General features: G+C 66.0%; 24 protein-coding genes and 1 riboswitch. Of the genes, 17 read left to right on the top strand and 7 right to left on the bottom strand.

What is annotated here, in order from left to right:
- The first annotated feature begins 102 nt into the window (after positions 1-102).
- From OKW43_RS11860 to OKW43_RS11850, 3 genes are all read left to right on the top strand, one after another.
- Positions 103-4,806 (top strand): glutamate synthase-related protein, encoded by a 4,704-nt coding sequence (locus tag OKW43_RS11860; RefSeq protein ID WP_429447544.1) that lies wholly within the window; start codon positions 103-105, stop codon positions 4,804-4,806.
- Between the two features lie 107 nt (positions 4,807-4,913).
- On the top strand, positions 4,914-6,383 hold the full coding sequence (locus OKW43_RS11855) for a glutamate synthase subunit beta (RefSeq protein WP_429447542.1): 1,470 nt from the start codon (positions 4,914-4,916) through the stop codon (positions 6,381-6,383).
- Positions 6,384-6,854: 471 nt separating this feature from the next.
- Positions 6,855-7,730: a tyrosine-protein phosphatase gene (locus OKW43_RS11850; RefSeq protein ID WP_429447540.1), complete on the top strand. Its 876-nt coding sequence runs from the start codon at positions 6,855-6,857 to the stop codon at positions 7,728-7,730.
- Between the two features lie 212 nt (positions 7,731-7,942).
- On the opposite strand, the gene OKW43_RS11845 is transcribed toward OKW43_RS11850, so the two are convergent.
- Both OKW43_RS11845 and OKW43_RS11840 read right to left on the bottom strand, forming a co-directional pair.
- Positions 7,943-9,250, bottom strand: a complete 1,308-nt coding sequence (locus OKW43_RS11845; RefSeq protein WP_429447538.1) for an ATP-binding protein — start codon at positions 9,248-9,250, stop codon at positions 7,943-7,945.
- Positions 9,247-9,987 carry a response regulator gene (locus OKW43_RS11840; protein WP_429447536.1) on the bottom strand — a complete coding sequence of 247 codons (741 nt, stop codon included), beginning with the start codon at positions 9,985-9,987 and terminating at the stop codon, positions 9,247-9,249. Before OKW43_RS11840 ends, OKW43_RS11845 begins: the two co-directional genes overlap by 4 nt.
- A 393-nt stretch (positions 9,988-10,380) precedes the next feature.
- On the opposite strand from OKW43_RS11840, the gene OKW43_RS11835 reads away from it, so the two are divergent.
- The 4 genes from OKW43_RS11835 to OKW43_RS11820 all read left to right on the top strand — a co-directional run bounded on the left by OKW43_RS11835 (position 10,381) and on the right by OKW43_RS11820 (position 12,323).
- Positions 10,381-10,578, top strand: a complete 198-nt coding sequence (locus OKW43_RS11835) for a hypothetical protein (protein WP_187636084.1) — start codon at positions 10,381-10,383, stop codon at positions 10,576-10,578.
- 54 nt (positions 10,579-10,632) lie between these two features.
- A complete protein-coding gene (locus tag OKW43_RS11830) occupies positions 10,633-10,791 on the top strand; it encodes a DUF6726 family protein (RefSeq protein WP_429447534.1) in 159 nt (52 codons plus the stop codon).
- Positions 10,792-10,794: 3 nt separating this feature from the next.
- Positions 10,795-11,508 carry a hypothetical protein gene (locus OKW43_RS11825; protein WP_429447532.1) on the top strand — a complete coding sequence of 238 codons (714 nt, stop codon included), beginning with the start codon at positions 10,795-10,797 and terminating at the stop codon, positions 11,506-11,508.
- 143 nt (positions 11,509-11,651) lie between these two features.
- Positions 11,652-12,323: a flagellar basal body L-ring protein FlgH gene (locus tag OKW43_RS11820; protein ID WP_187636081.1), complete on the top strand. Its 672-nt coding sequence runs from the start codon at positions 11,652-11,654 to the stop codon at positions 12,321-12,323.
- A 130-nt stretch (positions 12,324-12,453) separates the two neighbouring features.
- Here OKW43_RS11820 and OKW43_RS11815 read toward each other — a convergent pair whose 3' ends face one another.
- The 5 genes from OKW43_RS11815 to OKW43_RS11795 form a co-directional block, all read right to left on the bottom strand.
- Complete coding sequence (locus tag OKW43_RS11815) at positions 12,454-13,197, bottom strand: response regulator (RefSeq protein ID WP_187636080.1); 744 nt, start codon at positions 13,195-13,197, stop codon at positions 12,454-12,456.
- A gap of 100 nt (positions 13,198-13,297) precedes the next feature.
- Positions 13,298-13,975, bottom strand: coding sequence for a hypothetical protein (locus tag OKW43_RS11810; protein ID WP_187636079.1), 678 nt, complete (start codon positions 13,973-13,975; stop codon positions 13,298-13,300).
- Between the two features lie 64 nt (positions 13,976-14,039).
- The gene (locus tag OKW43_RS11805) at positions 14,040-14,513 is read right to left on the bottom strand and encodes a hypothetical protein (RefSeq protein WP_429447529.1); all 474 of its coding nucleotides are present in this window, start codon (positions 14,511-14,513) and stop codon (positions 14,040-14,042) included.
- Positions 14,514-14,719: 206 nt separating this feature from the next.
- Positions 14,720-14,896, bottom strand: coding sequence for a hypothetical protein (locus OKW43_RS11800; RefSeq protein WP_429447527.1), 177 nt, complete (start codon positions 14,894-14,896; stop codon positions 14,720-14,722).
- On the bottom strand, positions 14,893-16,644 hold the full coding sequence (locus OKW43_RS11795; protein WP_187636077.1) for an ABC transporter ATP-binding protein/permease: 1,752 nt from the start codon (positions 16,642-16,644) through the stop codon (positions 14,893-14,895). Before OKW43_RS11795 ends, OKW43_RS11800 begins: the two co-directional genes overlap by 4 nt.
- Before the next feature lie 431 nt (positions 16,645-17,075).
- Positions 17,076-17,199: riboswitch (TPP riboswitch) on the top strand.
- Between the two features lie 222 nt (positions 17,200-17,421).
- On the opposite strand from OKW43_RS11795, the gene OKW43_RS11790 reads away from it, so the two are divergent.
- From OKW43_RS11790 to OKW43_RS11745, 10 genes are all read left to right on the top strand, one after another.
- The gene (locus OKW43_RS11790) at positions 17,422-18,552 is read left to right on the top strand and encodes an FAD-dependent oxidoreductase (protein ID WP_429447525.1); all 1,131 of its coding nucleotides are present in this window, start codon (positions 17,422-17,424) and stop codon (positions 18,550-18,552) included.
- A gap of 65 nt (positions 18,553-18,617) precedes the next feature.
- Complete coding sequence (gene thiS / locus OKW43_RS11785; RefSeq protein ID WP_187636075.1) at positions 18,618-18,815, top strand: sulfur carrier protein ThiS; 198 nt, start codon at positions 18,618-18,620, stop codon at positions 18,813-18,815.
- A gap of 110 nt (positions 18,816-18,925) precedes the next feature.
- Positions 18,926-19,741: a thiazole synthase gene (locus OKW43_RS11780; protein WP_090805494.1), complete on the top strand. Its 816-nt coding sequence runs from the start codon at positions 18,926-18,928 to the stop codon at positions 19,739-19,741.
- Positions 19,738-20,841, top strand: coding sequence for a thiamine phosphate synthase (gene thiE / locus OKW43_RS11775; RefSeq protein WP_429447523.1), 1,104 nt, complete (start codon positions 19,738-19,740; stop codon positions 20,839-20,841). Before OKW43_RS11780 ends, thiE begins: the two co-directional genes overlap by 4 nt.
- A gap of 91 nt (positions 20,842-20,932) precedes the next feature.
- Positions 20,933-21,757, top strand: coding sequence for an ABC transporter ATP-binding protein (locus OKW43_RS11770; RefSeq protein WP_222945662.1), 825 nt, complete (start codon positions 20,933-20,935; stop codon positions 21,755-21,757).
- A complete protein-coding gene (mlaE, locus tag OKW43_RS11765) occupies positions 21,754-22,521 on the top strand; it encodes a lipid asymmetry maintenance ABC transporter permease subunit MlaE (protein WP_429447521.1) in 768 nt (255 codons plus the stop codon). Before OKW43_RS11770 ends, mlaE begins: the two co-directional genes overlap by 4 nt.
- Positions 22,522-22,609: 88 nt before the next feature.
- On the top strand, positions 22,610-23,140 hold the full coding sequence (mlaD, locus tag OKW43_RS11760; protein WP_187636070.1) for an outer membrane lipid asymmetry maintenance protein MlaD: 531 nt from the start codon (positions 22,610-22,612) through the stop codon (positions 23,138-23,140).
- Between the two features lie 19 nt (positions 23,141-23,159).
- Entirely contained in the window at positions 23,160-24,218 is a 1,059-nt protein-coding gene (locus OKW43_RS11755) for an MlaA family lipoprotein (RefSeq protein WP_187636069.1), read from the top strand.
- A gap of 114 nt (positions 24,219-24,332) precedes the next feature.
- Positions 24,333-24,965 carry an MlaC/ttg2D family ABC transporter substrate-binding protein gene (locus OKW43_RS11750; protein WP_429447519.1) on the top strand — a complete coding sequence of 211 codons (633 nt, stop codon included), beginning with the start codon at positions 24,333-24,335 and terminating at the stop codon, positions 24,963-24,965.
- The gene (locus tag OKW43_RS11745; RefSeq protein WP_187636067.1) at positions 24,962-25,282 is read left to right on the top strand and encodes an STAS domain-containing protein; all 321 of its coding nucleotides are present in this window, start codon (positions 24,962-24,964) and stop codon (positions 25,280-25,282) included. The genes OKW43_RS11750 and OKW43_RS11745 overlap by 4 nt, the downstream gene beginning before the upstream one ends.
- Positions 25,283-25,313 lie beyond the last annotated feature (31 nt).

Genomic DNA, 25,313 nt, shown 5'->3' with positions numbered 1-25,313 from the left:
GCCCTGCGCTGCAAGAAGAGCGTCGTCGTGGTTGCGAAGCGCACTGCGGCAAAAAAACAATGGTTTAACGGCCTGTCCGGCCTCCTCACAGACGGTGTCCCTATGAACGACCACCAGCAACCGATTCACCCGGTTCCCGCCGCCCAAGGTCTGTACGACCCGCAAAACGAGCATGACGCCTGCGGCGTCGGCTTCGTCGCCCATATCAAGGGACACAAGAGTCATGAAATCATCCAGCAGGGCCTGAAGATTCTCGAGAACCTCGACCACCGGGGCGCCGTCGGCGCTGATCCGCTGATGGGCGACGGCGCGGGCATCCTGATCCAGATTCCGGACGGCTTCTATCGCGAAGAGATGGCCAGGCAGGGCGTGACGCTGCCGCCGGCTGGCGAATACGGCGTCGGCATGATTTTCCTGCCGAAGGAGCACGCGTCGCGCATCGCCTGCGAACAGGAGCTCGAGCGAACGGTGAAGGCCGAGGGCCAGGTCGTGCTCGGCTGGCGCGATGTGCCGGTCGACCACGCCATGCCGATCTCGCCGACCGTGAAGGCGAGCGAGCCGCTGATCCGCCAGATCTTCATCGGCCGCGGCAAGGACATCATGGTGACCGACGCGCTCGAGCGGAAGCTGTATGTGATCCGCAAGACCGCGAGCCATCGCATCCAGGCGCTGAAGCTCAAGCACGGCAAGGAATACTTCGTGCCGTCGATGTCGGCGCGCACCGTCGTCTACAAGGGTCTGCTGCTCGCGGGCCAGGTCGGCGTGTACTACCGCGACCTGCAGGACGACCGCACTGTCTCGGCGCTCGCGCTTGTGCACCAGCGCTTCTCGACCAACACGTTCCCGGCGTGGGAACTGGCTCACCCGTACCGTATGATCGCCCACAACGGCGAAATCAACACGGTGAAGGGCAACGTCAACTGGCTGAACGCGCGTACCGGCGCGATCGCCTCGCACGTGCTCGGCGACGACCTGCCGAAGCTGTGGCCGCTGATCTATCCGGGCCAGTCGGATACGGCCTCGTTCGACAACTGTCTCGAACTGCTCGTGATGGCCGGCTACCCGCTCGTCCACGCAATGATGATGATGATCCCGGAAGCCTGGGAACAGCACACGCTGATGGACGATAACCGCCGCGCATTCTATGAATACCACGCCGCCATGATGGAGCCGTGGGACGGCCCGGCCGCGATCGCGTTCACCGACGGCCGCCAGATCGGCGCAACGCTCGATCGTAACGGCCTGCGTCCGGCGCGCTACATCGTCACCGACGACGACCTCGTCATCATGGCGTCGGAGGCCGGCACACTGGCGATCCCCGAATCGAAGATCGTCAAGAAGTGGCGTTTGCAGCCGGGCAAGATGTTCCTGATCGACATGGAGCACGGCCGCATCATCGACGACAAGGAACTGAAGGACAACCTCGCGAACGCCAAGCCGTACAAGAGCTGGATCGACGCGGTGCGCATCAAGCTGGACGAGATCGAGGCGAAGGCCGAAGACGTCGTGACGGAACGCCGCGAAGCGGCTGCTTTGCTGGATCGCCAGCAGGCGTTCGGCTACACCCAGGAAGACCTGAAGTTCCTGATGGCGCCGATGGCGCAAGCAGGCGAGGAAGCCGTCGGTTCGATGGGCAACGACTCGCCGCTCGCGGTCATGTCCAACAAGAACAAGACGCTCTATCACTACTTCAAGCAGCTGTTCGCGCAGGTCACGAACCCGCCGATCGACCCGATCCGTGAAAACATGGTGATGTCGCTCGTGTCGTTCATCGGCCCGAAGCCGAATCTGCTCGACACGAACAACATCAACCCGCCGATGCGTCTCGAAGTGTCGCAGCCGGTGCTCGACTTCAAGGACATCGCGAAGATCCGCGCGATCGATCAGTACACCGGCGGCAAGTTCAGTTCGTACGAGCTGAACATCTGCTATCCGGTCGCTTGGGGCAAGGAAGGCATCGAGGCACGCCTCGCGTCGCTGTGCGCAGAAGCCGTGGATGCGGTCAAGTCCGGCTACAACATGCTGATCGTGTCGGACCGCAAGACCGATCGCGACAATGTCGCGATTCCAGCGCTGCTCGCTACCGCCGCGATCCACACGCACCTCGTGCAGCAGGGTCTGCGCACGAGCACGGGTCTCGTCGTCGAAACCGGTTCGGCGCGTGAAACGCACCACTTCGCGCTGCTCGCGGGCTATGGCGCGGAAGCCGTGCACCCGTACCTCGCGATGGAAACGCTGAGCCAGCTCGCGGCAGGGCTGAAGGGCGACCTGTCGGCGGAGAAGGCGGTCTACAACTTCACGAAGGCAGTCGGCAAGGGCCTGCAGAAGGTCATGTCGAAGATGGGCATTTCGACCTACATGTCGTACACCGGCGCGCAGATTTTCGAAGCGGTCGGTCTCGCCGCGGATCTCGTGTCGAAGTACTTCCACGGCACGTCGTCGAAGGTCGGTGGCATCGGTCTGTTCGACGTCGCGGAAGAAGCGATCCGTCTGCACCGCGATGCGTTCGGCGACAACCCGGTCCTCGCCAATATGCTCGACGCGGGCGGCGAGTACGCCTACCGCGTGCGCGGCGAAGAACATATGTGGACGCCGGATGCGATCGCCAAGCTGCAGCACTCGGCGCGCAGCAACTCGTACCAGACGTACAAGGAATACGCGCATCTGATCAACGATCAGACCAAGCGTTACATGACCTTCCGCGGCCTGTTCGAGTTCAAGTTCGATCCGACCAAGGCGATCCCGCTCGACGAAGTCGAGCCGGCGAAGGAAATCGTCAAGCGTTTCGCGACCGGCGCAATGTCGATGGGTTCGATCAGCACCGAAGCGCACGCCACGCTCGCCGTCGCGATGAACCGGATCGGCGGCAAGTCGAACACCGGTGAAGGCGGCGAAGATGCGAACCGTTACCGCAACGAACTGCGCGGCATTCCGATCAGGAACGGCGACACGATGAAGTCCGTGATCGGCGACGAAGTGGTCGTCGACATTCCGCTCAAGGAAGGCGATTCACTGCGCTCGCGCATCAAGCAGGTCGCGTCGGGCCGCTTCGGCGTGACCGCGGAGTACCTCGCGTCGGCCGATCAGATCCAGATCAAGATGGCGCAAGGCGCGAAGCCGGGCGAAGGCGGTCAGCTGCCGGGCCACAAGGTGTCGGACTACATCGGCAAGCTGCGTTACTCGGTGCCGGGCGTCGGCCTGATCTCGCCGCCGCCGCACCACGATATCTACTCGATCGAAGACCTGGCGCAGCTGATTCACGACCTGAAGAACGTGAACGCGTCGTCGAGCATCTCGGTGAAACTCGTGTCGGAGTCGGGCGTCGGTACGGTTGCCGCCGGTGTCGCGAAGGCGAAGGCCGATCACGTCGTGATCGCCGGTCATGACGGCGGCACCGGTGCGTCGCCGCTGTCGTCGATCAAGCATGCGGGCACGCCGTGGGAACTGGGTCTCGCCGAAACGCAGCAGACCCTGGTGCTGAACCAGCTGCGCGGCCGTATCCGCGTGCAGGCCGACGGTCAGATGAAGACCGGCCGCGACGTCGTGATCGGCGCGCTGCTCGGCGCGGACGAGTTCGGCTTTGCGACGGCGCCGCTCGTCGTCGAAGGCTGCATCATGATGCGCAAGTGCCACCTGAACACGTGCCCGGTCGGCGTCGCGACGCAAGATCCGGTGCTGCGCGCGAAGTTCCAGGGCCAGCCCGAGCACGTCGTGAACTTCTTCTTCTTCGTTGCCGAAGAGGCGCGCGAAATTATGGCGCAACTCGGTATCCGCAAGTTCGACGACCTGATCGGCCGCGCGGAACTGCTCGACACGAAGAAGGGCATCGAGCACTGGAAGGCGAAGGGCCTCGACTTCTCGCGTGTGTTCTACCAGCCGCAAGTGCCGGCGGAAGTCGCGCGCAAGCACGTCGACGTGCAGGATCACGGCCTCGACCGCGCGCTCGACCACACGCTGATCGAGAAGGCGAAGGCCGCGATCGAGAAAGGCGAGCACGTGTCGTTCATCCAGCCGGTGCGCAACGTGAACCGCACGGTCGGCGCGATGCTGTCGGGCACGATCGCGAAGAAGTACGGCCACGAAGGTCTCGCGGACGACGCGATCCACATCCAGCTGAAGGGCACCGCGGGTCAGAGCTTCGGCGCGTTCCTCGCGAAGGGCATCACGCTGGATCTGGTCGGCGACGGCAACGACTATGTGGGCAAGGGCCTGTCGGGCGGTCGCATCATCATCCGTCCGACCAACGATTTCCGCGGCAAGTCGGAAGAGAACATCATCTGCGGCAACACGGTGATGTACGGCGCGATCGAAGGCGAAGCCTTCTTCCGCGGCGTGGCCGGCGAGCGGTTCTGCGTGCGTAACTCTGGCGCGATGGCGGTCGTCGAAGGCACGGGCGACCACGGTTGCGAATACATGACGGGCGGCACGGTCGTCGTGCTCGGCGAGACGGGCCGTAACTTCGCGGCCGGTATGTCAGGCGGCATCGCGTACGTGTTCGATCCGGACGGCATGTTCGCGAGCAAGTGCAACAAGTCGATGGTCGCGCTCGAACCAGTGCTGCAACAGGCCGAACAGGAGCGCACGATCGACCAGGGAGTATGGCATCACGGCACGACCGACGAAGCGCTGCTCAAGGGGATCATCGAGCGTCACTTCCAGTTCACGGGCTCGACGCGTGCGAAGGCGCTGCTCGAAAACTGGGACGCGGCGCGCCGTCAGTTCGTGAAGGTGTTCCCGACCGAATACAAGCGCGCGCTCGGCGAACTCGCCGCGAAGAAGGCGAACAGCGAAGTGCTCGCCGCCTGAGCTGCTTTCACGGAAGTCACCTTTAGACGACGTACCCGCCGCGTTCCGACCAATCGACGCGCGGCGGGTCCAGATTACCCCTAGATACAGATAGAGAAGAGAACCACATGGGCAAGGCAACCGGTTTTCTCGAGTTCGAACGTCGCCACGAGACGTACGAGGCTCCGCTCACGCGTGTGAAGCACTACAAGGAATTCGTCGCGGCACTGACCGATGACGAAGCGAAGATTCAAGGCGCGCGTTGCATGGACTGCGGCATTCCGTTCTGCAACAACGGCTGCCCGGTCAACAACATCATCCCCGACTTCAACGACCTGGTGTTCCGTCAGGACTGGAAGAACGCGATCGAAGTGCTGCATTCGACCAACAACTTCCCCGAGTTCACGGGCCGCATCTGCCCGGCACCGTGCGAAGCGGCATGCACGCTCGGCATCAATGACGACCCGGTCGGCATCAAGTCGATCGAGCATGCGATCATCGACAAAGCCTGGGCCGAAGGCTGGGTCGCGCCGCAGACGCCGAAGCACAAGACCGGCAAGAAGGTCGCCGTGGTCGGCTCGGGCCCGGCGGGTCTCGCGGCCGCGCAGCAGCTCGCGCGCGCCGGCCATGACGTGACCGTGTTCGAAAAGAACGACCGCATCGGCGGCCTGCTGCGTTATGGCATCCCCGACTTCAAGCTGGAGAAGTGGCAGATCGATCGCCGCATGCGGCAGATGGAGGCCGAAGGCGTGGCGTTCCGCACCAACGTGTTCATCGGCAAGCCGGACTCTCTGCCGGCGCACATCGGCAACACCGCGAAGGAAACCATCACGCCGGTGGAGCTGAACGAGCAGTTCGACGCGGTCGTGATCGCCGGTGGTTCGGAAACGCCGCGTGATCTGCCGGTGCCCGGCCGCGAACTCGAAGGCGTGTACTACGCGATGGAATTCCTGCCGCAGCAGAACAAGGTCAACGCCGGCGACAAGGTGCCGAACCAGCTGGTCGCGAAGGGCAAGCACGTCGTCGTGATCGGCGGCGGCGATACCGGTTCGGACTGCGTGGGCACGTCGAACCGTCACGGCGCGAAGAGCGTCACGCAGTTCGAATTGCTGCCGCAGCCGCCGGAAGAAGAGAACAAGCCGCTCGTGTGGCCGTACTGGCCGATCAAGCTGCGCACGTCATCGTCGCATGAGGAAGGCTGCGAGCGCGATTGGGCGGTTGCGACCAAGCGCCTCGAAGGCAAGAACGGTAAGATCGAGAAGCTGATCGCCGCGCGTGTCGAATGGAAGGACGGCAAGATGGTCGAAGTGCCGAACTCCGAATTCGAAATGAAGGCCGACCTCGTGCTGCTCGCGATGGGCTTCACGCAGCCGGTTTCGCCGGTGCTCGAAGCGTTCGGCGTCGACAAGGATGCGCGCGGCAACGTGCGCGCCGCAACCGAGGGCGACAAGGCGTACTGCACATCGGTGGACAAGGTGTTCACGGCGGGCGACATGCGCCGCGGCCAGTCGCTGGTGGTGTGGGCGATCCGCGAAGGCCGTCAGTGCGCGCGTTCGGTCGATGCGTTCCTGATGGGTCATTCGGAACTGCCGCGTTAAGCGTCTTCAGCGGGTGCGTGCGCAGCGTGTTCCAGGTCGCGCGCTCCGGCCACGATTTGCAGGAAGACGTGGAGACGACAAGGCGCCCCATGAAGGGCGCCTGTAGCGGTAAAGCGATGCGGTAAAACGAGAAGCCGGGCTCGCCTGTCAGGGGAGCCCGGTTTTCTTTTGCCTCGTCGCCGGATGGAAATCGGTGACGCAGGCGCGCGGCGCGACGAATCGGGTGCCGCGCGTGCTCGCGGCGCCGCGGCCCGATCCATTCGGCATTCATTGGCGGGCAAACCGTCCCTCTTTTTTCTTACTAACCCCTACGATGTAATGCAAAACTTATCCGGTCAACGTTAAACTGCGTCTGCAGCCCGGCTGCCCAACCATTCCTCCTATGCACCCGTCGCCCCGATGTCCGTTACCGCGAAAAACCGTTCGCCTTTCCGCGCCCTTGCGAGCACGACCGTGCCCGTGGAACGCGGCATGCCGGGCGAACCGTCGGCGGCGCGGCGACGCTTTCTGAGGAACTCGGCGGGTGCAATGCTGGCCGCGGGTTTCGGCAGCTCGCTGCTGTCCGCGTGTGGCGGCAGTCTCGAAGCCGATCAGCCGAACACGCCGCGCCTCGTGTCGGTCAGCAATTTCCGCGATGTCGGCGGCGCGGGCGCCGGCTATCTGACCGTCGACGGCAAGCAGATGCGGCGCGGCGTGTTCTATCGCGCGAACGCGCTGACGCTGAGCGGCACGGACGCGGCGACGCTCGACAAGCTCGGCATCGTGTCGGTCTACGACCTGCGCACGCCCGCCGAAATCGCGCGCACCGCCGACGCGCTGCCGGGCGGCGCGACATCCTCCACGCTGAACGTGCTCGGCACGAACGACTTCGTCGCACCCCCGTTCGATGCGGCCGCCGACGCCGTCGCGTTCATGCAGGCCGAGGCGCGCGCGTATGTGACGGGCGGCCCGCAGCGAGCCGCGTATGGCGGCTTGCTCGGCGCGCTCGCCAATGGCACGGGCGCGCAGCTATTCCATTCGAGCGCGGGCAAGGATCGAGCGGGCTGGGTCGCGGCGCTTTTGCTCAGCATCGCCAATGTGCCGCTCGACGTGATCATGCAGGACTATCTGCTGAGCAACGTCTACCTCGCGCCATCGATTGCCGCGCAAACCACCAGCTTGCGCGCACAGGAAGGCGCTGCCATCGCGACGGCGAGAGCGCCGTTGTTCGACGTCGACGACAATTATCTGCAGGCGGGCTTCGACCAGGTGCAGGCGAGCTACGGCACGATGGCGAGCTACCTGACGCAAGGCCTCGGCCTTTCTACCGCGACGGTCGACGCGCTGCGCAATCGGCTCGTGCATTGACGCGCTTTGCTGTCGCGCTTCACTGCCGCGCTTCACTGCCGCTTCGCTCGCCTTGCGACAGCAAAAAAAAAGTCCGCCCCAGGGGCTGGCGGACCGAGAAGGGCGGCATCGAGAAATGCCAGGCGCGACTATAAGGCCGCTGCCCGCGCGATAGAGGGTGCGGTAAGGGCGGGTAAGTGGCCCGGTCCGCGCACCGTTGCCTGCACGCATCCTCACGTCAGCGCCGGGTCCACCGGCAATTCGATGCGTACTTCGAGCCCGCCCCGCGCATGATTGCGCACGAGGCAGCGTCCGCCGCGATCGTGCGCGAGCCGCGCGACGATCGCCAAACCGAGCCCGCAATGGCCCTCCCCGCCGCGCGCGGCGTCGAGCCGCACGAACGGCTTCATCGCCGCGGCGATCCGATCGTCGGGAATGCCGGGGCCGTGGTCGCGCACGCTGATCGTCCAATGACGGTCGTTGCATGCGGTTGAGATTTCCACCGGCGGCATGCCGTGTTCGAGCGCATTGTCGACGAGGTTCGTCACGAGCCGGTCGAGCAGCGTGCGCGGCAGCGTGAACGAAGGTCCGGCGCGCAGGTCGAGCGCGAACAGCGGGGTGTCGGCGGGGTCCGCGGTTTCAGTGGTTTCAGCGGCCTGCGCGTCATCGCCGGAGGAAAACTGCTCGCGTAGAAACTCGTCGACTTCGACAGGCGGTCCGGCGTCCGCCGATTGGCCAGCAAATTCGAGGAACTGCTGGACGATGTTGGTCAGCGAATCGACGTCGCGGATCAGGCCCGCGCGCTCGTTTTCATCGATCAGCACGCTCGCGCGCAGCTTCAGGCGCGTGAGCGGCGCCTTCAGATCGTGCGCGACGCCGGCCAGCATCACCGCCTGGTCGTCGCCGGCTTCGTTCAGTCGCCGCATCATGTCGTTGAACGAGCCGATCAGATCGCGCAGCTCGCGCGGGCCCTGCACCGGCACCGGTTCGGGCCGCCCGCCCGAGCCGAACGCGCGCGACGCATCGGCGACGCGCGACAGCGGCCGCTGCATCTGCCACACCGCGAACAGCGACAGGATCAGCCCCGCAATCAGCATCGATACCGATTCGACCAGAAAGCGCGGCGGCGGCGGTAGGTCGACCGGCACGACGACCCAATTCGATTTGCCCGGAAACAGCACCCACAGTTGCGTCGGACGCAGATCGTCGACGGCGATCTGCGTGCCGGCCGGCAGGTTCTGGCGCAGATGCCGGCTCAGCTCGAGCAGCATATGCTCGCGCGGCTCGCGCAGATGCACGCTGGTCGGCATGTTCCACGTGGGCACCAGATGCACGCGCATCGCGGGCGCGAGCGCGGCACCCTTCATCGGTTCGCCGTTGATCGCCTGCAGCACGAGCAGAATGCCGCGCGCGAAGCCGTCGATTTCATGACGCGGCGGCTGCATCGTCACCAGCACGAACCAGCTCGCCTGAATCGCGAACAGCACCGCCGCCGACAGCAACGCCATTCTGCCGAACAGTGTGTTCAGCGGATTCTTCATGCGCTGGGTGCGGCCTCGTCCTCGAAGGGCGTGCCGTTGGCGTCGGGCACGAACACGTAGCCCTTGCCGCGCACCGTTTGCACGTAGCACGGGTTCGACGGGTCGTCCTCGATCACGCGGCGCAGGCGCCAGATCGGCACGTCGAGGCTGCGGTCGCGGAACGCGAGGTTGTCGCGATGCACGAGATCGTGAATCAGCACGCGCGACAGCACCTTGTACGGATTGTTGACGAAGATCTTCAGCAGCGCGAATTCGCTGTCGCGCAGCGGCAGCTTGGCGTCGTCGCGGCTCAGCGAGCGCGTGGCGAAGTCCAGTTCGAACGGACCGAAGCGATAGCGCTTGCGTGCTTCGGGCGCGCTCGTGGTGGACGGCCCGCGCCGGCGCAGCACGGTCTGGATGCGCACGAGCAACTCGCGCGGATCGAACGGCTTGGTCAGGTAGTCATCCGCGCCGAGCGACAGACCGACGATGCGGTCGGCCACCGTGCCGCGCGCGGTCACGAAGATCACCGGGATGTCGTCGCCGGCGGCGCGCAACGCGGTGAGCGCGCGCAGGCCGTCGGTGTTCGGCATCATGATGTCGAGTACGACGACCGACGGCCGCTCACGCTCGAGACGGCGCTGCAAATGAGTGCCGTCATGCAGCACGGACGCATCGAAGCCGTTCGACTGCAGGAACTTGCAAAGCAGATCGCGTACGACCGGATCGTCGTCGACGATAAGGACCTGTGGATTCATGGCGAAATTCTAGACTGGCGGGCCCGACGCGCGACCGCGGATTTCCTTACCAACGCTTACTGTGTGCCGCATGGCGCTGGCGGGCTCGCGCCGGAGGCAGATCGACAAAGGTTTAGCGGCTACTTTAGCACTGCCTGATCCGGCGATCCGCATCGACCGGCACGCGATGACAACAGTTGGCAAGCACTCGAAAGCACTCGCAAGCGCGCGGAATGGTTCGTAACAACCGCGCGAAAGCGTGCTTTGCTTCGCCCATCGTCGGCCCTTGCGCGGCGCGATGATGCGTTCCGCAGCACGTCGCGCCGCACGCCGAACGAGGCCCGCAGCCTCGGGCGACGGCGCGCGGCGTTCAACCGACACCGGTGCGCAGTGCGCGCCTTCGCGAGGCCCATCATGACGATCCACAATACGCTCAGTTCCACGCCTTTCTCCACGTTGGCGAATACGCCGGCCACCGAGAAGCCCGCCAGCTCTGGCTCCAGTTCCACCGGCGCCGCGCCGAAATCGCAGAAGAACGCCGCGCTTGCGCAACCCGCGCAACCCGCAGCGGGGACGGGGCTGGTCGGCCATCTGGTCAACACGACCGCGTGAGCTGACGAGGTTCGCGTGCCGTTATCAAGAACCCCTGAGCATCGGTGGCGTGTCGTGGCATGGCTCGTTGTCGGCGCGCTGCTATTGCCGCTCGGTGGCTGCGGCGCCGCGGCGCTGCCGTGCCGGGTCACAGCAGCGACCCTGAAAGTGCTGCCGGTCGTCGGCCATGCCGCGGCGACGCCTTTCGACATGTGCGCTTCCGCGATCGATTGAATCATGAGGCTCACCCGGATGGTTTGTGCACTGGTGCTGCTAAGCGGTGTGCTGTCGTGCGCCGCGCACGCGCAGCCCGTCGCGCGCAGTGCGAAGGCGGCTAGCGCGGCATCGAATAGCGTTGCCACCGACACGCGCCGGCGCTCGCGGGACGCACCGTTTTCCTTTCGCGGCGTCGCGCTCGGCATCACGATCGACGAATTCCGCGCGGGCTCGCGCGTGCGCGCGACGCCGGTCGGCAGCGTGCCGATCTGCGAGACGGACGTGCAGGCCGATGCGCTCGGCATGCGGCTGAAGTCGCACGATAGCCTGAGCGTCGCGTGCCGCTGGGCGCATCGCGACGATGAGCGCTGGGCGGTGTCGCAGGCGGTGGTCGATGGCGCGCCGGCGCTCGAACATGTAATGCGCTTCACGCGCATCGACGGCCAGGGCGCGCTGCGTCTCTACGAGATGTCGTTCGTGATCGACGAGCCGACCGCCGAGGATCTGCGTGACGCGCTCGAGGACCGTTACGGGCCGCCGCGTTTCGCGACGCGCAACGCGGCGGCGCCGGGCGCGATGCCGATGTACGAATGGGAGAACGCGGTGAGTTCGATCACGCTGTGCTTCCTGCCGGGCAGCCGCAACGGCACGCTCACGTATCTGCTGAAGGGCTCGGATGCGTGGATGAAGGCGGTCGTGCGGCAGTGGCAGGCGAGCGGCGCCGACGCGGGCTGACGCGGGTTGGCGCGGGTTGGCGCGGGCTGACGATTGCCTGGCAGGTCTGATCATCGGTGCGATTCCAACGCCGAAACCGGGTGGTGTCCGGCTGGCGCCGCCTTGCTTCAATTCCATTTCATCCTTATCGCCACGGAGCCCGCATGACCGCGCTACGTCTCATCCTCGTGCTCGGCGCCGCGAGTTGTCTCGCGGCCTGTTCGAGCACGCAGACCAGGTCGATCGTCGAAACGCCGATGGCGCCGCCGTTGGCGTCCGCGCCGTTGAACGTCAACACGCAAGGCGCGATCTATCAGGCGGGCGCGCCGCTGCTGTTGTATGAGGCGCCGCGCGCGCAGCACATCGGCGACGTACTGACGATTCGGCTCTCGGAATCGTATAGCGGCAACAACAGCGCGAGCGCATCGGCGAACCGCGCGAGCAGCATAACCGCGACCGCGGCGGACCAGTCGACGAATGCCGCCGCGCGGCTCGCCAAACTGTTCAACATCGGCTCGGCCAGCACCGACTACAAAGGGCAGGGCAGCCTGAGCGACATCAGCGGCATGACGGGCACGCTCGCCGTGACCGTGATCGGCACGGTATCGGGCGGCAATCTCGTCGTATCGGGCGAGAAGCTGATCGCGATGAGCGGGACCCGCGACCGGTTGCGGCTGTCGGGCATCGTCAATCCCAAGGATATCGAAGCAGGCAATTACGTCGCGTCGAGCAAGGTCGCGAACGCGCGCATCGAACAGGCGGGCCTCGGCATGGTGAACGATGCGACGACGATGGGCTGGCTGCAGAGGATGTTTCTTAGCGCGCTGACGTTTTGAGCGTCAGCCGCGTCAGTGCGGTGCGCGCGGCGCCGCGTTGCCCGTTCCGTGCGACGCACGGGTCGCGCGGGTCGCGCGGGTCGCGTGCGACGCGTGGGCCGCATCAACCGGCTTCGACCATCAGGCGCCGCTAACCGAGCGGCGGCGCAAGCCCGCGTTCGGCCGCGCCGATCTCGCCGTCCGGCACGAACACGTAGCCGCGTCCCCACACGGTCTGCACGTAGCGCGGTTCCGACGGGTCCACTTCGATCAATCGGCGCAAACGCCAGATCGACACGTCGAGGCTGCGATTGCGATGCGCTTCGCTATTGCCGTGCAGTTTTTCGAGCAGTTGCGCGCGCGTGAGCACGGTCATCGCGTGCGTGACGAACACCTTCAGCATCGCGAATTCGCTCGAACGCAGCGTGATGCGTTCGCCGTCGCGACGCAGCTCGCGCGCGGGGAAGTTCACTTCGAAGCGGCCGAAATGGTAGGGCGCGCGCTGTTCTGGCGCGCCCGGCGCGATCGAGCCGCGACGCCGCAGCACGGTGCGAATCCGCGCGACGAGTTCACTCGGTTCGAAAGGCTTGCCGAGATAGTCATCGGCGCCGAGTTCGAGGCCGATCACGCGATCGATCGGATCGGCGCGCGCGGTCAGCAGGATCACGGGAATGTCGTCGCCGGCGACACGCAAGGCGCGCAGCGCGCTGATGCCGTCGAGTTCCGGCATCATGATGTCGAGCACGACGAGCGCGGGACGCTGCTGCTGCAATCTGCGCTGCAACGCCAGGCCATTTTCGAGCGTGGCGACCTTGAAGCCGCGACCGTGCAGATATTCACTGACGAGTTCGCGTACGACGGGATCGTCATCGACGATCAGGATGGTCTGGTTCATTCAGGTCATCTTAGTGATGCGCGCGGGCCGCGCAAAGCGCATACCGCTTTCCAATCCTTTCCGGTGAAAGGCGGTGCAAGCGAAAACAAGGCCGTGGGTATCAGTTGGTTGGCGGGAAGGCCTGCGAGGTTTGCAGCGTCTGCTGTTGCTGCTGTGGCCGCGCAAAAACGGTACGGTCGACGACCATCCGCTCGATCAGTCCGCCGAGCTTCACCGAGGCCGACGAAAAACGGTCGGTGTTCAGGCCGCCGGTCTGATAGCGCGCGGTGACCAGAATGCGGCCACTCTGGATCAGTGTCAGATCGATGATCGACAGATACTGGATCGATTCGTCGCTGAACGAGCGGCGGCCATAGTCGATCGCTGCGTTGTAGACGAGCCGCGCTTCGCAGCCAGCCGGTGAGGTGCCCGGATTGTAGACGTCCGAACGAATGCCGCGCCGCTCGAGCGCGAGCTGCAGCGCTGGCACGAAATCGCCGACCGACACCGTCGGGTTCACTTCGATGCATACGTGCTGCACATCCACGGGCCGGCCGTTGACGAAGGTCGGCGACGAGTAGTTCGACGCGATCGCGTAGCCGGCCTGGATCACGGAGCCGGTGGCGTCGGCGGCCTGGATCAGCGTCCAGGCGCAGCCATCGAGCGCGAGCGTCAGCGTCGCGGCGAAGGCGGCGACGGCGGCTCGCGCGCAACGGCGCCGGCATATCGCCGCCGCAATCGGGCACAGGCGCGAACGCCTGGTTGCCGCTGGCGCGCGCACGGTCGGCGACGAGGTCATGAGGCAGCGCCCGATCCCGGTCACAAAAAGCGATGGGTCATCAAGGGCAGCGACGGCCGCGCGCTTAGCGCGTCACGCGCAGTCGCAGTTCGTTCTGCCTTTGCACGCTCGCAGTGACGTTCACGCGGCGCGCGTCGGTGGTCACGACGAAATGCTGGCGCACCGGTGTGTTGACGTCGTGCACGACGTGCGGAAAGCAGGCGGCGATGTCGGCGCCGAGTTCTTCGAGCGGATCGTTGATCACGCCGTCGGCTTGCCAGTGCGCGCGCCAGTGGCAGTCGTACGCGTGCGGGCTGGCGCGGCAATCGTCGGTATTGGAGACGCCCGGCAATTGCGCGGCGCTCTCGCGCGGCAGTTGCCGGAAATCGCTCGCATCGACGATGTGCGTGAGCGCGGCGCAGATGTCGGCGGGCTGGCTCTGCTCGGTCGTTTGCGCGGCATCGACGGCATTCGTGAACAGCAACGCCGCGCCGCAGGCGAGCGCGATGCGCGGGAGCAAAGACGGGAGCAAAGGTGAAACACGGCGAGCGAGTGGCATGGGCGTGGAGTCCGGAGAGCGGTTGCGATGAAAGACGTGACTGACATCAACGAAGGCCGGCGCATCGCGCGGCCCGTACGGCTATCGTCGCCGCTCGCGGGCATTTTCAAAGCGCGGAACAGCTTGCACGCTTCGCAAATGCTTTCGAACTCTTCTCATGTCTTTCCGGATGTTGCCCCGGCTGGTCCCCGGCGCGAAGGCGATGCTTAACCGGGCGTCAAGCGGCCATCGACGTGAATCACCTGGCCGGTGACGTGGCGCGCCTTCGACGTACGCGGCCGCGCGAGCGCCGCGCCGATGCCGGAACCCTCGCCGGTGATCAGCGCGGCGCGCGGAGCGGCGCCGTGCGCCGCGCTGACGTGGGCGCCGCTCGCGTCGCTCACGCCGCTACCGCTTCGGACGAACGCTCGACGTCGAGCGTTTCGTCATGGAACGCCGCAAGCGATTCGCGATGCGCAACGCTGACGATCGCAGCCTTCGGCAGTCGCTCCGTGAACAGCCGATAGAGCCGCGCCTCGTTTTCCGCGTCGAGCGCGCTGGTCGCTTCGTCGAGGAACAGGTAGTCGGGCTTGTGCAGCAGCACGCGCGCGGCGGCGAAGCGCTGCTGCTCGCCCGGCGACAGCACGCGGGTCCAGTGCCCCGATTCCTGCAGACGGTCCGCGTATTCCGACAGATGGCAGGTGACCAGTGCGTCGCGGCATTCGTCGTCGCCATAGGCCTTCGCCGCCGACGGATATGCGAGCGCCGCCTTCAGCGTGCCGATCGGCATGTAGCTGACCTGCGGAATGAACATCATGCGCGCGTTGACCGGCGCGTCGATCGAGCCGTCGCCGAACGGCCACAAGCCCGCCAGCGCGCGCATCAGCGTGCTCTTACCCGCGCCCGACGGACCGCGCACGAGCCAGCGCGAGCCCGGCCGGATCGCGATATCGCGGATGCGCGACAGCGGGTTGCCATTCGGCAGCGCGAGCTTGAGGCTGTCGGTAGTCAGCGTATTGCTGTCGACGAAATGCAGGTTGATGCCGCCATGCTCGGTGGCCGGCGACACCGACTCTTTCAGACGCGGCGAATGCACGACGCGCTTGAATTCGCGCAACCGGTTCACGGTCGCGCGCCATTCGACGAGGCTCGTATAACTGTTGATGAACCACGAGAACGAATCGCTGACGGTGCCGAACGCGCTCGAGATCTGCATCAGCACGCCGAACGTGAACGCGCCCGCGAAGTAGCGCGGCGACGCGACGACGATCGGGAAAATGATCGCGATCTGGCCGTAGAAGCTCAGCACGAAGGTCAGGCGCTTCGTGTACTTCATCACCTGCCACCAGTTATCGCGGATGCGGCCGAACAGCGTGCGCGCATTCGTCTTCTCGGTTTCCATGCCGTCGTAGAACGCGATCTGCTCGGCGTTCTCACGCAGCCGGATCAGACCGAAACGGAAATCGGCCTCGACTTTCTGCGCCTGATAGTTGATCGACACGAGCGGATGGCCGACCTTCTGCGTGATGAGCGAGCCGACCACCGCGTACAGCGCGGCGGCCCACACCATGTAGCCGGGGATTTGCAGCGGCATGCCGCCGAGCGAGATGCTCAACGCGCCCGCGAGCGACCACAGGATCGTGATGAACGACACGAGCGTGACGACGGTCGACAGCAGATCGAGCGTCAGCGACAGCGTGGTGGTCGCGAACGACTGCAGGTCGTCGCTGATCCGCTGGTCGGGGTTGTCGGCGAGACGGTCGCGCTCGATGCGGTAGAACGCGCTGTCGTCGAGCCACTCGTTCAGGTAGCGGGTGGTCAGCCACTGGCGCCAGCGAAAGCCGAGCATCTGGCGCAGATAGCGCCCATATACCGCGAGGATGATGAAACCGAACGCGAGCCCGGTAAAAATCATCAGCAGGTGCGGGAAGTCGTGGACGTTCTTCGCCTGCAGCGCGTTGTAGAAGTCCCTGCTCCAGCTATTCAGGCGCACGTTGATCCAGACGACGAGCAGGTTCATCACGATGATCGTGACGAGCAGCCCCCACGCGATGCCTCGTTCCTCGGAAACCCAGTAAGGCTTGATCAGGCTCCAGGCGGAGACCCTTTCGTCGGGCGGCAGCGCGGGGCTGGCGGAAGTATGTGGTGTCATGAGCGTCCTGATGAAGTGCTGACCCGAAGTGCCGATCCGGCGTGCGGGTCCGATCTGGTTGACCCATGTCGGGCGATCCCGCGAACAGCCGCCCCTTTTGCGGGGCCACCGCTGCGGCGGGTCTGCGATGCCTGGCCGGGCATCGCGCCATCGCGCTCGATGAACGCGAGTCCGGACGGGCGCCCGATTCTGGCGTGACGCCCTTAAGCGAAAATTAATTTTCGGGGCCGGTGCCCGCCCGGGTGCCGCCGCCACGCATGCGGCCACCAGCGCCGCGCGCGCCGCGTTTTCGCGGCACCGATCACGGCATTGTGCCAGAGCGCCGGCCCGCTTCGCATCGGCATCACGGTGGACGGTGCCAGGTCGAAATCGCGCCAGCGACGGCGGACCGCTGGTTTGCGGGCGCCGCGCCTTTTATGGTCTAATGACCTGCGACGAAACAGGGGTGCTTCGCCCACAGGCGGCATGACTTTCATGCCGGGGCGGCGAGGCTGAGAGACACCCTTTGCACCCGATCCGGGTAATACCGGCGCGGGAAGTTTCCGGAAGCAACCGTCTTCCATTCCCCGCCGGGCGGCGAGCGCATCTGACATACGCGCGCCGTGACCGGCCGGCTTCACCCGCCGGTTTCGTCCTGGGTACGTGCGTTTTTTGGCCGTACGGAAAGGACTCGATGACCGCCTATTCTTCAGACATGCATTCTTCTCTTCGTCACGCCGCCTCGTGCGTGCCGTGCCGCTCCCGGCTTGCCCGCCGTAATCGAATGGAGCGCACGCGATGAACCGTTCCCCCCGACCCGATTTCGCCGTGCTCGGCGGCGGCCTGTGCGGCCGGCTGGTCGCGTGGCGCCTCGCGGGCGACGGGCATCGCGTGGCGCTCTACGAGCGCGGCGATGCCACCGGTTCGCAGGCTGCGGCGTGGGTCGCCGCGGCGATGCTCGCGCCGCTGGCCGAAGCTGCAAGCGCCGAACCGTTGATTACGCGGCTCGGCGCGAGTTCGCTCGAAAGCTGGCCGCGTGTGCTTGCCGAACTGCCGGAGCCGGTGTTTTTCCAGCGCAACGGCACGCTGGTCGTCTGGCATCACGCGGACCGCACCGAGGCGCCGCTGTTTGAGCGCCGCGTGCGCGCGAACGCGCCGGCCGAGTTGCTCGACGGCGGCTTCATCGCGCTCGCGGGTGCGCAGCTCGGCGCCGCCGAACCCGCGTTGGCCGGCCGCTTCAACCAGGGGTGGCTGCTGCCGCGCGAAGGCCAGCTCGACAACCGCCAGGTGCTGTCCGCGCTCGCGGCGGGGCTTGCCGAGCGCGGCGTCGACACGCACTGGAACACGCCGATCGACGGCGCGTCGCTGCCCGAGGCCGGCATCACCATCGATTGCCGCGGGCTCGGCGCGAAGCCGGTGCTGCCGACGCTGCGCGGCATCCGCGGCGAAGTTGCGCGCGTGCATGCGCCTCACCTGCAGCTGACGCGCCCGGTGCGGCTGCTGCATCCGCGCTACCCGCTGTATATCGCGCCGAAGCAGAACGGTCTTTACGTGATCGGCGCGACGGAGATAGAGGGCGAGGACATGTCGCCCGTCAGCGTGCGCTCGGCGCTCGAGTTGCTGAGCGCGGCGTTTTCGGTGCATCCGGGCTTCGGCGAGGCGCGCATCCTCGAGCTGAATTCGCAATGCCGGCCGACTTTGCCCGATCACCGTCCCGCGCTGCTGTGGGACGGCGCGCGCACGCTGCGTGTGAACGGCCTGTACCGTCATGGCTATATGATCGCGCCCGAAGTCGCCGACGAAGCCGTGCGCTTCGCCAGCGCGCTGCTCGACGGCCGCGTCGGTGACGCCGACGCATTCGCCGGCTGGCGGCGCGACGCGTGCTGGAGCGAGCTGTTCCAGCAGGAATTCGCGCGGGAGCCGGCCTGAGCGTGGCGGCCTTCGTGCCGCACACGATGCCGCTTTCGCCATCGATTGAACCGTATTCGAACACCATGGACATTCATATCAATCAGAAGCCGTTGTCGCTGCCCGAGGGCGCGACTGTCGCCGATGCGCTCGCCGCCTTTGGCGCGCGTCCGCCGTTCGCGGTCGCGCTGAACGGTGATTTCGTCGCGCGTACGCAGCATGCGGCGCGCGCGTTGCAAACGGGCGACCGGCTCGACGTCGTGCAGCCAGTCGCGGGCGGCTGAGCGCGCTCGCGCCAGCCTGTCGCCCACCGGACGCCAAAAAACCGTCGCCGAAAACCCGTTGCCGCAACACTGTCGGCGCAAGGCCGCGGCGGCAAACCAGGATGATGCAAATGACTTCTCACGAAACCGCCGACGCGCTGACGCTATACGGTCAAACTTTCGCGAGCCGCGTGCTGCTCGGCACGTCGCGCTACCCGTCGCTGCAGTCGCTGTCCGATTCGATCGACGCCGCGCGTCCCGGCATGGTGACCGTCGCACTGCGCCGTCAGATGAACGAGGGCCACGCCGAAGCCGGCTTCTTCGATCTGCTCAAGCGCCACGGCGTGCCGCTGCTGCCAAACACGGCGGGCTGCCTGAGCGTCGGCGAAGCGGTGACGACCGCGCACATGGCGCGTGAAATCTTCGAGACCGAGTGGATCAAGCTCGAACTGATCGGCGACGACTACACGCTGCAGCCCGACCCGGTCGGCCTGATCGAGGCCGCCGCGCGGCTCGTCAAGGATGGCTTCAAGGTGCTGCCGTACTGCACCGAAGACCTGGTGATCGGCCGCCGTCTGCTCGATGCCGGCTGCGAGGCGCTGATGCCGTGGGGCGCGCCGATCGGCACTGGCAAGGGCGTGATCAATCCGTACGGGCTGCGCGTCCTGCGCGAGCGGCTGCCGGATGTGCCGCTGATCGTCGACGCCGGTCTCGGCGTGCCGTCGCACGCGGCCCAGGTGATGGAGTGGGGCTTCGACGGCGTGCTGCTGAACACGGCCGTATCGCAGGCAACGCATCCCGACGCAATGGCCCGGGCGTTCGCGCTTGGGGTCGAGGCGGGCCGGCAAGCGTACCTCGCGGGCCCGATGGCCGAGCGCGAGAGCGCGCACGCGAGCACGCCGGTGGTCGGCATGCCGTTCTGGCATCAGGATGGAGGTGCCGCATGACTCAATCGTTGACGCTGAAGAATCGCGATCTATTTTGGCCGACGGCCGACGAACTCATCGAGGCCGCCGAGCGCATCCGCGCGCGACTCGGCGACTGGCCGCCGATGCACGCGCCGTGGCGCATCTGCCTGACCGCGCCCGATGAACCGAACGGTGGCGACCTGATCGTCATCGCCGACGCGCAGCAGCACGGCGAGCAGATCGCGCGCTGGCTGACGCGTGGCGCGGGCGTGATCGTCGCCGCGGAAAACCGCGCGACGCTGCATCTGGGCGGCGAGAAATACGGCCTCGAAGGGCATCTGGCGGAAGACTGGATCCCTGCGCTGGCCGCGTTCCTCGACTGCGGTTTCGATCCGCACGACGCGCTGGTGCTCGCGCTCGCGTGGCGCGACGGCGACGAAACCCGCGCCGACGACGCGTTCCCTGCCGACCTCGCGCGCTTTCCACGCGTTACCGGCCTGCCGGAGGCGCCCGTCCAGGTGTTCCCGCGCTGCCCGGAAAAGCTCGGCCTGTATCCGGTGCTGCCGACCGCGGACTGGGTCGAACGGGTGGTCGGCTTCGGCGTGAAGACGGTGCAGTTGCGCCGCAAGTCGGCCGAACCCGCCGACGCGCTGAAGCGCGAAATCGCCCGCTGCGTGGCGGCCGGCCGCGCGCACGACGCGCAGGTGTTCATCAACGACCACTGGCAGGCGGCGCTCGAGGCGGGCGCGTACGGCGTACACCTCGGCCAGGAAGACGTGCATATGGCGGATCTGTCCGCGCTGGCCGAGGCGGGCATCCGGCTCGGTCTGTCGACTCACGGCTTCTACGAGATGCTGAAGGCGCTGCATTTCCGTCCGAGCTATATTGCGTTGGGCGCCGTGTTCCCGACCACCACCAAAGTGATGCCGACCGCGCCGCAGGGCTTGCGGCGCCTCGCACGCTACGTGCGGCTGCTCGACGGTGTGGTGCCGCTCGTCGCGATCGGCGGGATCGATCTGCAGGTGCTGCCGGACGTGCTCGCGACGGGCGTCGGCTGCGCGGCCGTGGTGCGCGCGGTCACCGAAGCGGCCGATCCGGCCGCCGCCGTCTCCGCGTTGCAACACATGTTTACGCAATAATCGTCAGGCATAGTCAAGGAACGGGGCACCTCACGGCAGCTTTTGCACGATGGCCCTATAATTCGGCCTTCCCTGTAAAAGGATCGTCAGTTTGGTGCCTTCCTATCCCGAGACCTTACTCGAGCTGCGCGACGTCGACTTCGGTTACGGCGACCGGCTCGTCCTGTCGAATCTGAATCTGCGCTTTCGTCGCGGTCAGGTCGTCGCGGTCATGGGCGGCTCGGGTTGCGGCAAGACCACGGTGCTGCGGCTGATCGGCGGCCTCGTGCGTGCGCAGCGCGGCCAGGTGCTGTTCCACGGCCAGGACATCGGCGAGCAGACGCGCGAAGGCCTTTACGCGCTGCGCCGCAAGATGGGCATGCTGTTCCAGTTCGGCGCGCTGTTCACCGACATGTCGGTGTTCGAAAACGTCGCCTTCTCGCTGCGCGAGCACACCGATCTCCCCGAAGAACTGCTACGCGACCTAGTGCTGATGAAGCTCAACGCGGTCGGGCTGCGCGGTGCGCGCGACCTGCCGCCGTCGGAAATTTCGGGCGGCATGGCGCGGCGCGTGGCGCTTGCGCGCGCAATCGCGCTCGACCCCGAACTGATGATGTACGACGAGCCGTTCGCCGGTCTCGACCCGATCTCGCTCGGCATCACCGCGAACCTGATCCGCACGCTGAACCGGGCGCTCGGCGCCACGTCGATTCTCGTCACGCACGACGTGCCGGAATCATTCGCAATCGCCGACTACGTGTACTTCCTGTCAAACGGCGGTGTGCTCGCCGAGGGCACGCCGGACGAACTGCGCGCGTCGACCGATCCGACCGTGCGGCAGTTCATCGACGGCGCGCCGGACGGCCCGTTCAGATTCCACTATCCGGCCAAGACGCCGCTCGCGGCGGACTTTGGCATCGGCGGAGGCCAGTCGTGATCAGTCCGATCGGTCGCTCGGTCATCACCGGGCTCGGCAACGCCGGCTACGCGACGCGCTTCTTCCTGCGCCTCGTGCTCGAATTTTTTCCGCTGCTGCGCCGCCCGCGTCTTGTCACCAAGCAGATCCACTTCGTCGGTAATTATTCGCTGGTGATCATCGCGGTGTCGGGGCTGTTCGTCGGTTTCGTGCTCGGGCTGCAGGGCTATTACACGCTGAACCGCTACGGCTCCGAGCAGGCGCTTGGGCTGCTGGTCGCGCTGTCGCTCGTGCGTGAGCTCGGGCCCGTCGTGACCGCGCTGCTGTTCGCCGGGCGCGCGGGCACGTCCCTCACCGCCGAAATCGGCCTGATGAAGGCGGGCGAGCAGCTCACCGCGATGGAAATGATGGCCGTCGATCCGGTCAAGGTCGTGATCGCGCCGCGCCTGTGGGCGGGCATTGTGTCGATGCCGATCCTCGCGGCGATCTTCAGCGCGGTCGGTGTCCTCGGTGGTTATGTGGTGGGCGTGCTGCTGATCGGCGTCGATGCCGGCGCGTTCTGGTCGCAGATGCAAAGCGGCGTCGACGTGTGGCGCGATGTCGGCGCCGGGGTCGTCAAGAGCGTGGTGTTCGGCCTCGCGGTGACCTTCATCGCGCTGTTTCAGGGCTACGAGGCGAAGCCGACGCCGGAAGGCGTGTCGCGCGCGACGACCCGCACGGTCGTGTACGCGTCGCTCGCGGTGCTCGGGCTCGATTTCCTGCTGACCGCACTGATGTTCAGCTAAGACCGCGCAGCGCGCCGGCTGTCGGAGGCGCATGATGCGCCGCGCACGGCTGGAGGCGACGGCGCGGCGGATTCACTTTGGGATGACGATGAAAAAGAATGCTCTCGACTTCTGGGTCGGCCTGTTCGTGGTGCTGGGTTTCGTGGCGTTGCTGTTTCTTGCGCTGAAGGCCGGCAACATGAGCTCGTTGTCGTTCCAGGCAACCTACCCGGTCAAGCTGAAGTTCGACAACATCGGCGGGCTGAAGCCCCGCGCGCCGGTGAAGAGCGCCGGCGTGACGGTCGGGCGGGTCGCGTCGATCGGCTTCGATAGCAACGCCTACCAGGCGCTCGTCACGATCGACATCGACAAGCAATACCAGTTTCCGAGAGACACCTCGGCGAAGATCCTGACCTCGGGTCTGCTCGGCGAGCAGTACGTCGGACTCGAGCCGGGCGGCGACTCGGAAATGCTCAAGGCGGGCGATACGATCTCGATGACGCAATCGGCGATCGTGCTGGAAAATCTGATCGGCCAGTTCCTGTACAGCAAGGCCGCGGATTCCGGCGCGGCAAAGCCCGCTGCCTCGGCCCCCGCACCGGCGCCGGGCGCGCCGGCTTCCGGCTCTGCCGCCCAGTAAGGCCAACAAGGAGAACTAGATGCAGACGACACTGCAGACCCCGCGCAGCGGCGCGCGCGTCCTACAGTTCGGCAAGGTCGCCGTGGCGGCTGCGCTGCTCGCCGGTTGCACGACCGTGCAGACGCCTACCAAGGGCGACCCGTTCGAAGGGCTGAACCGCACGATCTTCACCGTCAACGACAAGATCGACCAGTACGCACTGAAGCCGGTTGCGCAGGGCTATGTTCGGGTCACGCCGCAGCCGGTTCGGGACAGCGTGACGAACTTCTTCTCGAACATCGGCGACGTCTACATCGCGGCGAACAACCTGCTGCAACTGCGCATCGCGGACGGCGTGTCCGACGTCATGCGGATCGTGATCAACACGCTGTTCGGCGTCGGCGGTCTGTTCGACGTCGCGACGCTCGCGAAGCTGCCGAAGCACGACAACGACCTCGGCCTGACGCTCGGTCACTACGGCGTGCCGGCAGGACCCTACCTGGTGCTGCCGCTTTTCGGGCCGAGTACGGTGCGCGACGCGGTCGGCTCGATCGGCAATTACTACGTGAACCCGGTCAGCTACATCAGTCCGTCGGGCCTGAGCTGGGCGCTGTATGGCCTGAACATCGTCAACACGCGCGCGAATCTGCTCGGCGCGAGCAACCTGCTGGAAGCCGCGGCGCTCGACAAATACTCGTTCGTGCGGAATGCGTATCTGCAGCGCCGTCAGTATCTGTTGTCGGATAACCGCCGGCGTCCGCAGGAACTTCCGAGCTATGACGAGGAAGCGCCGCTGCCGAAGTACGAGGAAGGCGACACGGGTGCCGCGACGGGCGCGGCTACGGGGGCGGCAGGCGCGCCGGCCGGCGCCGTAACCGGCGCGGCAGGCGCCGCCGCGGGTACGCAGGGTGCTGCGGCCAAGGCGGTTCCTGCATCCGGCGCGGCCGTGGCCACGCCACAGGGCGCGTCGGCACCCGAGGCCGCGTCGGGCACCGCAGCACCGCCGCTCGACCTGAACGGCAGCCCCGAAACCCAGATTCCGGCCGGTCAGTTTGTGCCGCCCACGCGCTTCAACTTTCCGTCCTTAAGATTGCATTGAACGTGCAGCCGTAACAGATCGATACGACTCTCGCAGTTTGCGCATGGATCGCCGTCGAACTCGCGTGATAAGGTCGGTTTAAACCGTTGCACTATTTTTGAGGCAAAGCTCGATATGAAAAAATTCTTCCTGATTCCGTTGTTTGCCGCGTTGTTTTCGTTCGTCAGCGCCGGTGCTTCGGCGCAAACCGTCGACACCAACTCGCCCGACGCGCTGATCAAGACCGTCACCCAGCAGGTAATCGACGCGATTCGCGGCGACAAGTCGATCCAGCAGGGCGACATCACGCACATCACGGCGCTCGTCAATGAAAAGATCCTGCCGTACACCGATTTCCGCCGCACCACGCAGCTCGCGATGGGCCGCAACTGGCGCACCGCGACGCCCGAGCAGCAGAACCAGGTGGTCGAACAGTTCAAGATGCTGCTGATCCGCACGTACTCGGGCGCGCTCGCGCAGGTGCGCGACCAGCAGATCCAGTACAAGCCGTTCCGCATGAACTCGGACGACACCGACACGGTGGTGCGCTCGGTCGTGATGAACAACGGCCAGCCGATCGAACTCGACTACCGCCTGTACAAGACGCCGCAAGGCTGGCGCGTGTATGACATCAACGTCCTCGGCGCGTGGCTGATCCAGGCGTATCAGCAGCAGTTCAACGAGCAGATCCAGCAGAAGGGCGTGGACGGACTTATCCAGTTCCTCACGCAGCGCAATCAGCAGCTCGCCGCGGGCAAACAGTCGTGAACGACGTGCTGAACGCGGTCGCGAACCGCTTCGACAGCGGCGCGACGCTGACCCACGAGAGCGCGAAGGCCACGCTCGCGGCGGGTCTGCAACGCATCGCGGCGGGCGCGGGCGGCGTCGACTGTGCGCCGCTCACGCAATTCGATTCGTCGGCGCTCGCCGTACTGCTCGCGTGGGTGCGGGCCGCGGCGGCGCGTGGCGGCAAGTTCGAAATCGTCAATCTTCCGGCTGGTCTCGCCAGTCTCGCGCAGGCCTACGGCGTCGATACACTTCTCTCTGCAGTCGCCTCCGGCATGGTTGCGTCAGCACGACATTGACGCTCCTCTAGCGTCGTCTCCCTCCTTTCGG

It is taken from the genome of Paraburkholderia sp. WC7.3g (assembly GCF_050436345.1).
Taxonomy (GTDB): domain Bacteria; phylum Pseudomonadota; class Gammaproteobacteria; order Burkholderiales; family Burkholderiaceae; genus Paraburkholderia; species Paraburkholderia podalyriae.
The sequence above is the reverse complement of the archived record's forward strand: the minus strand, read 5'-3'. Positions and strand labels throughout refer to the sequence as shown.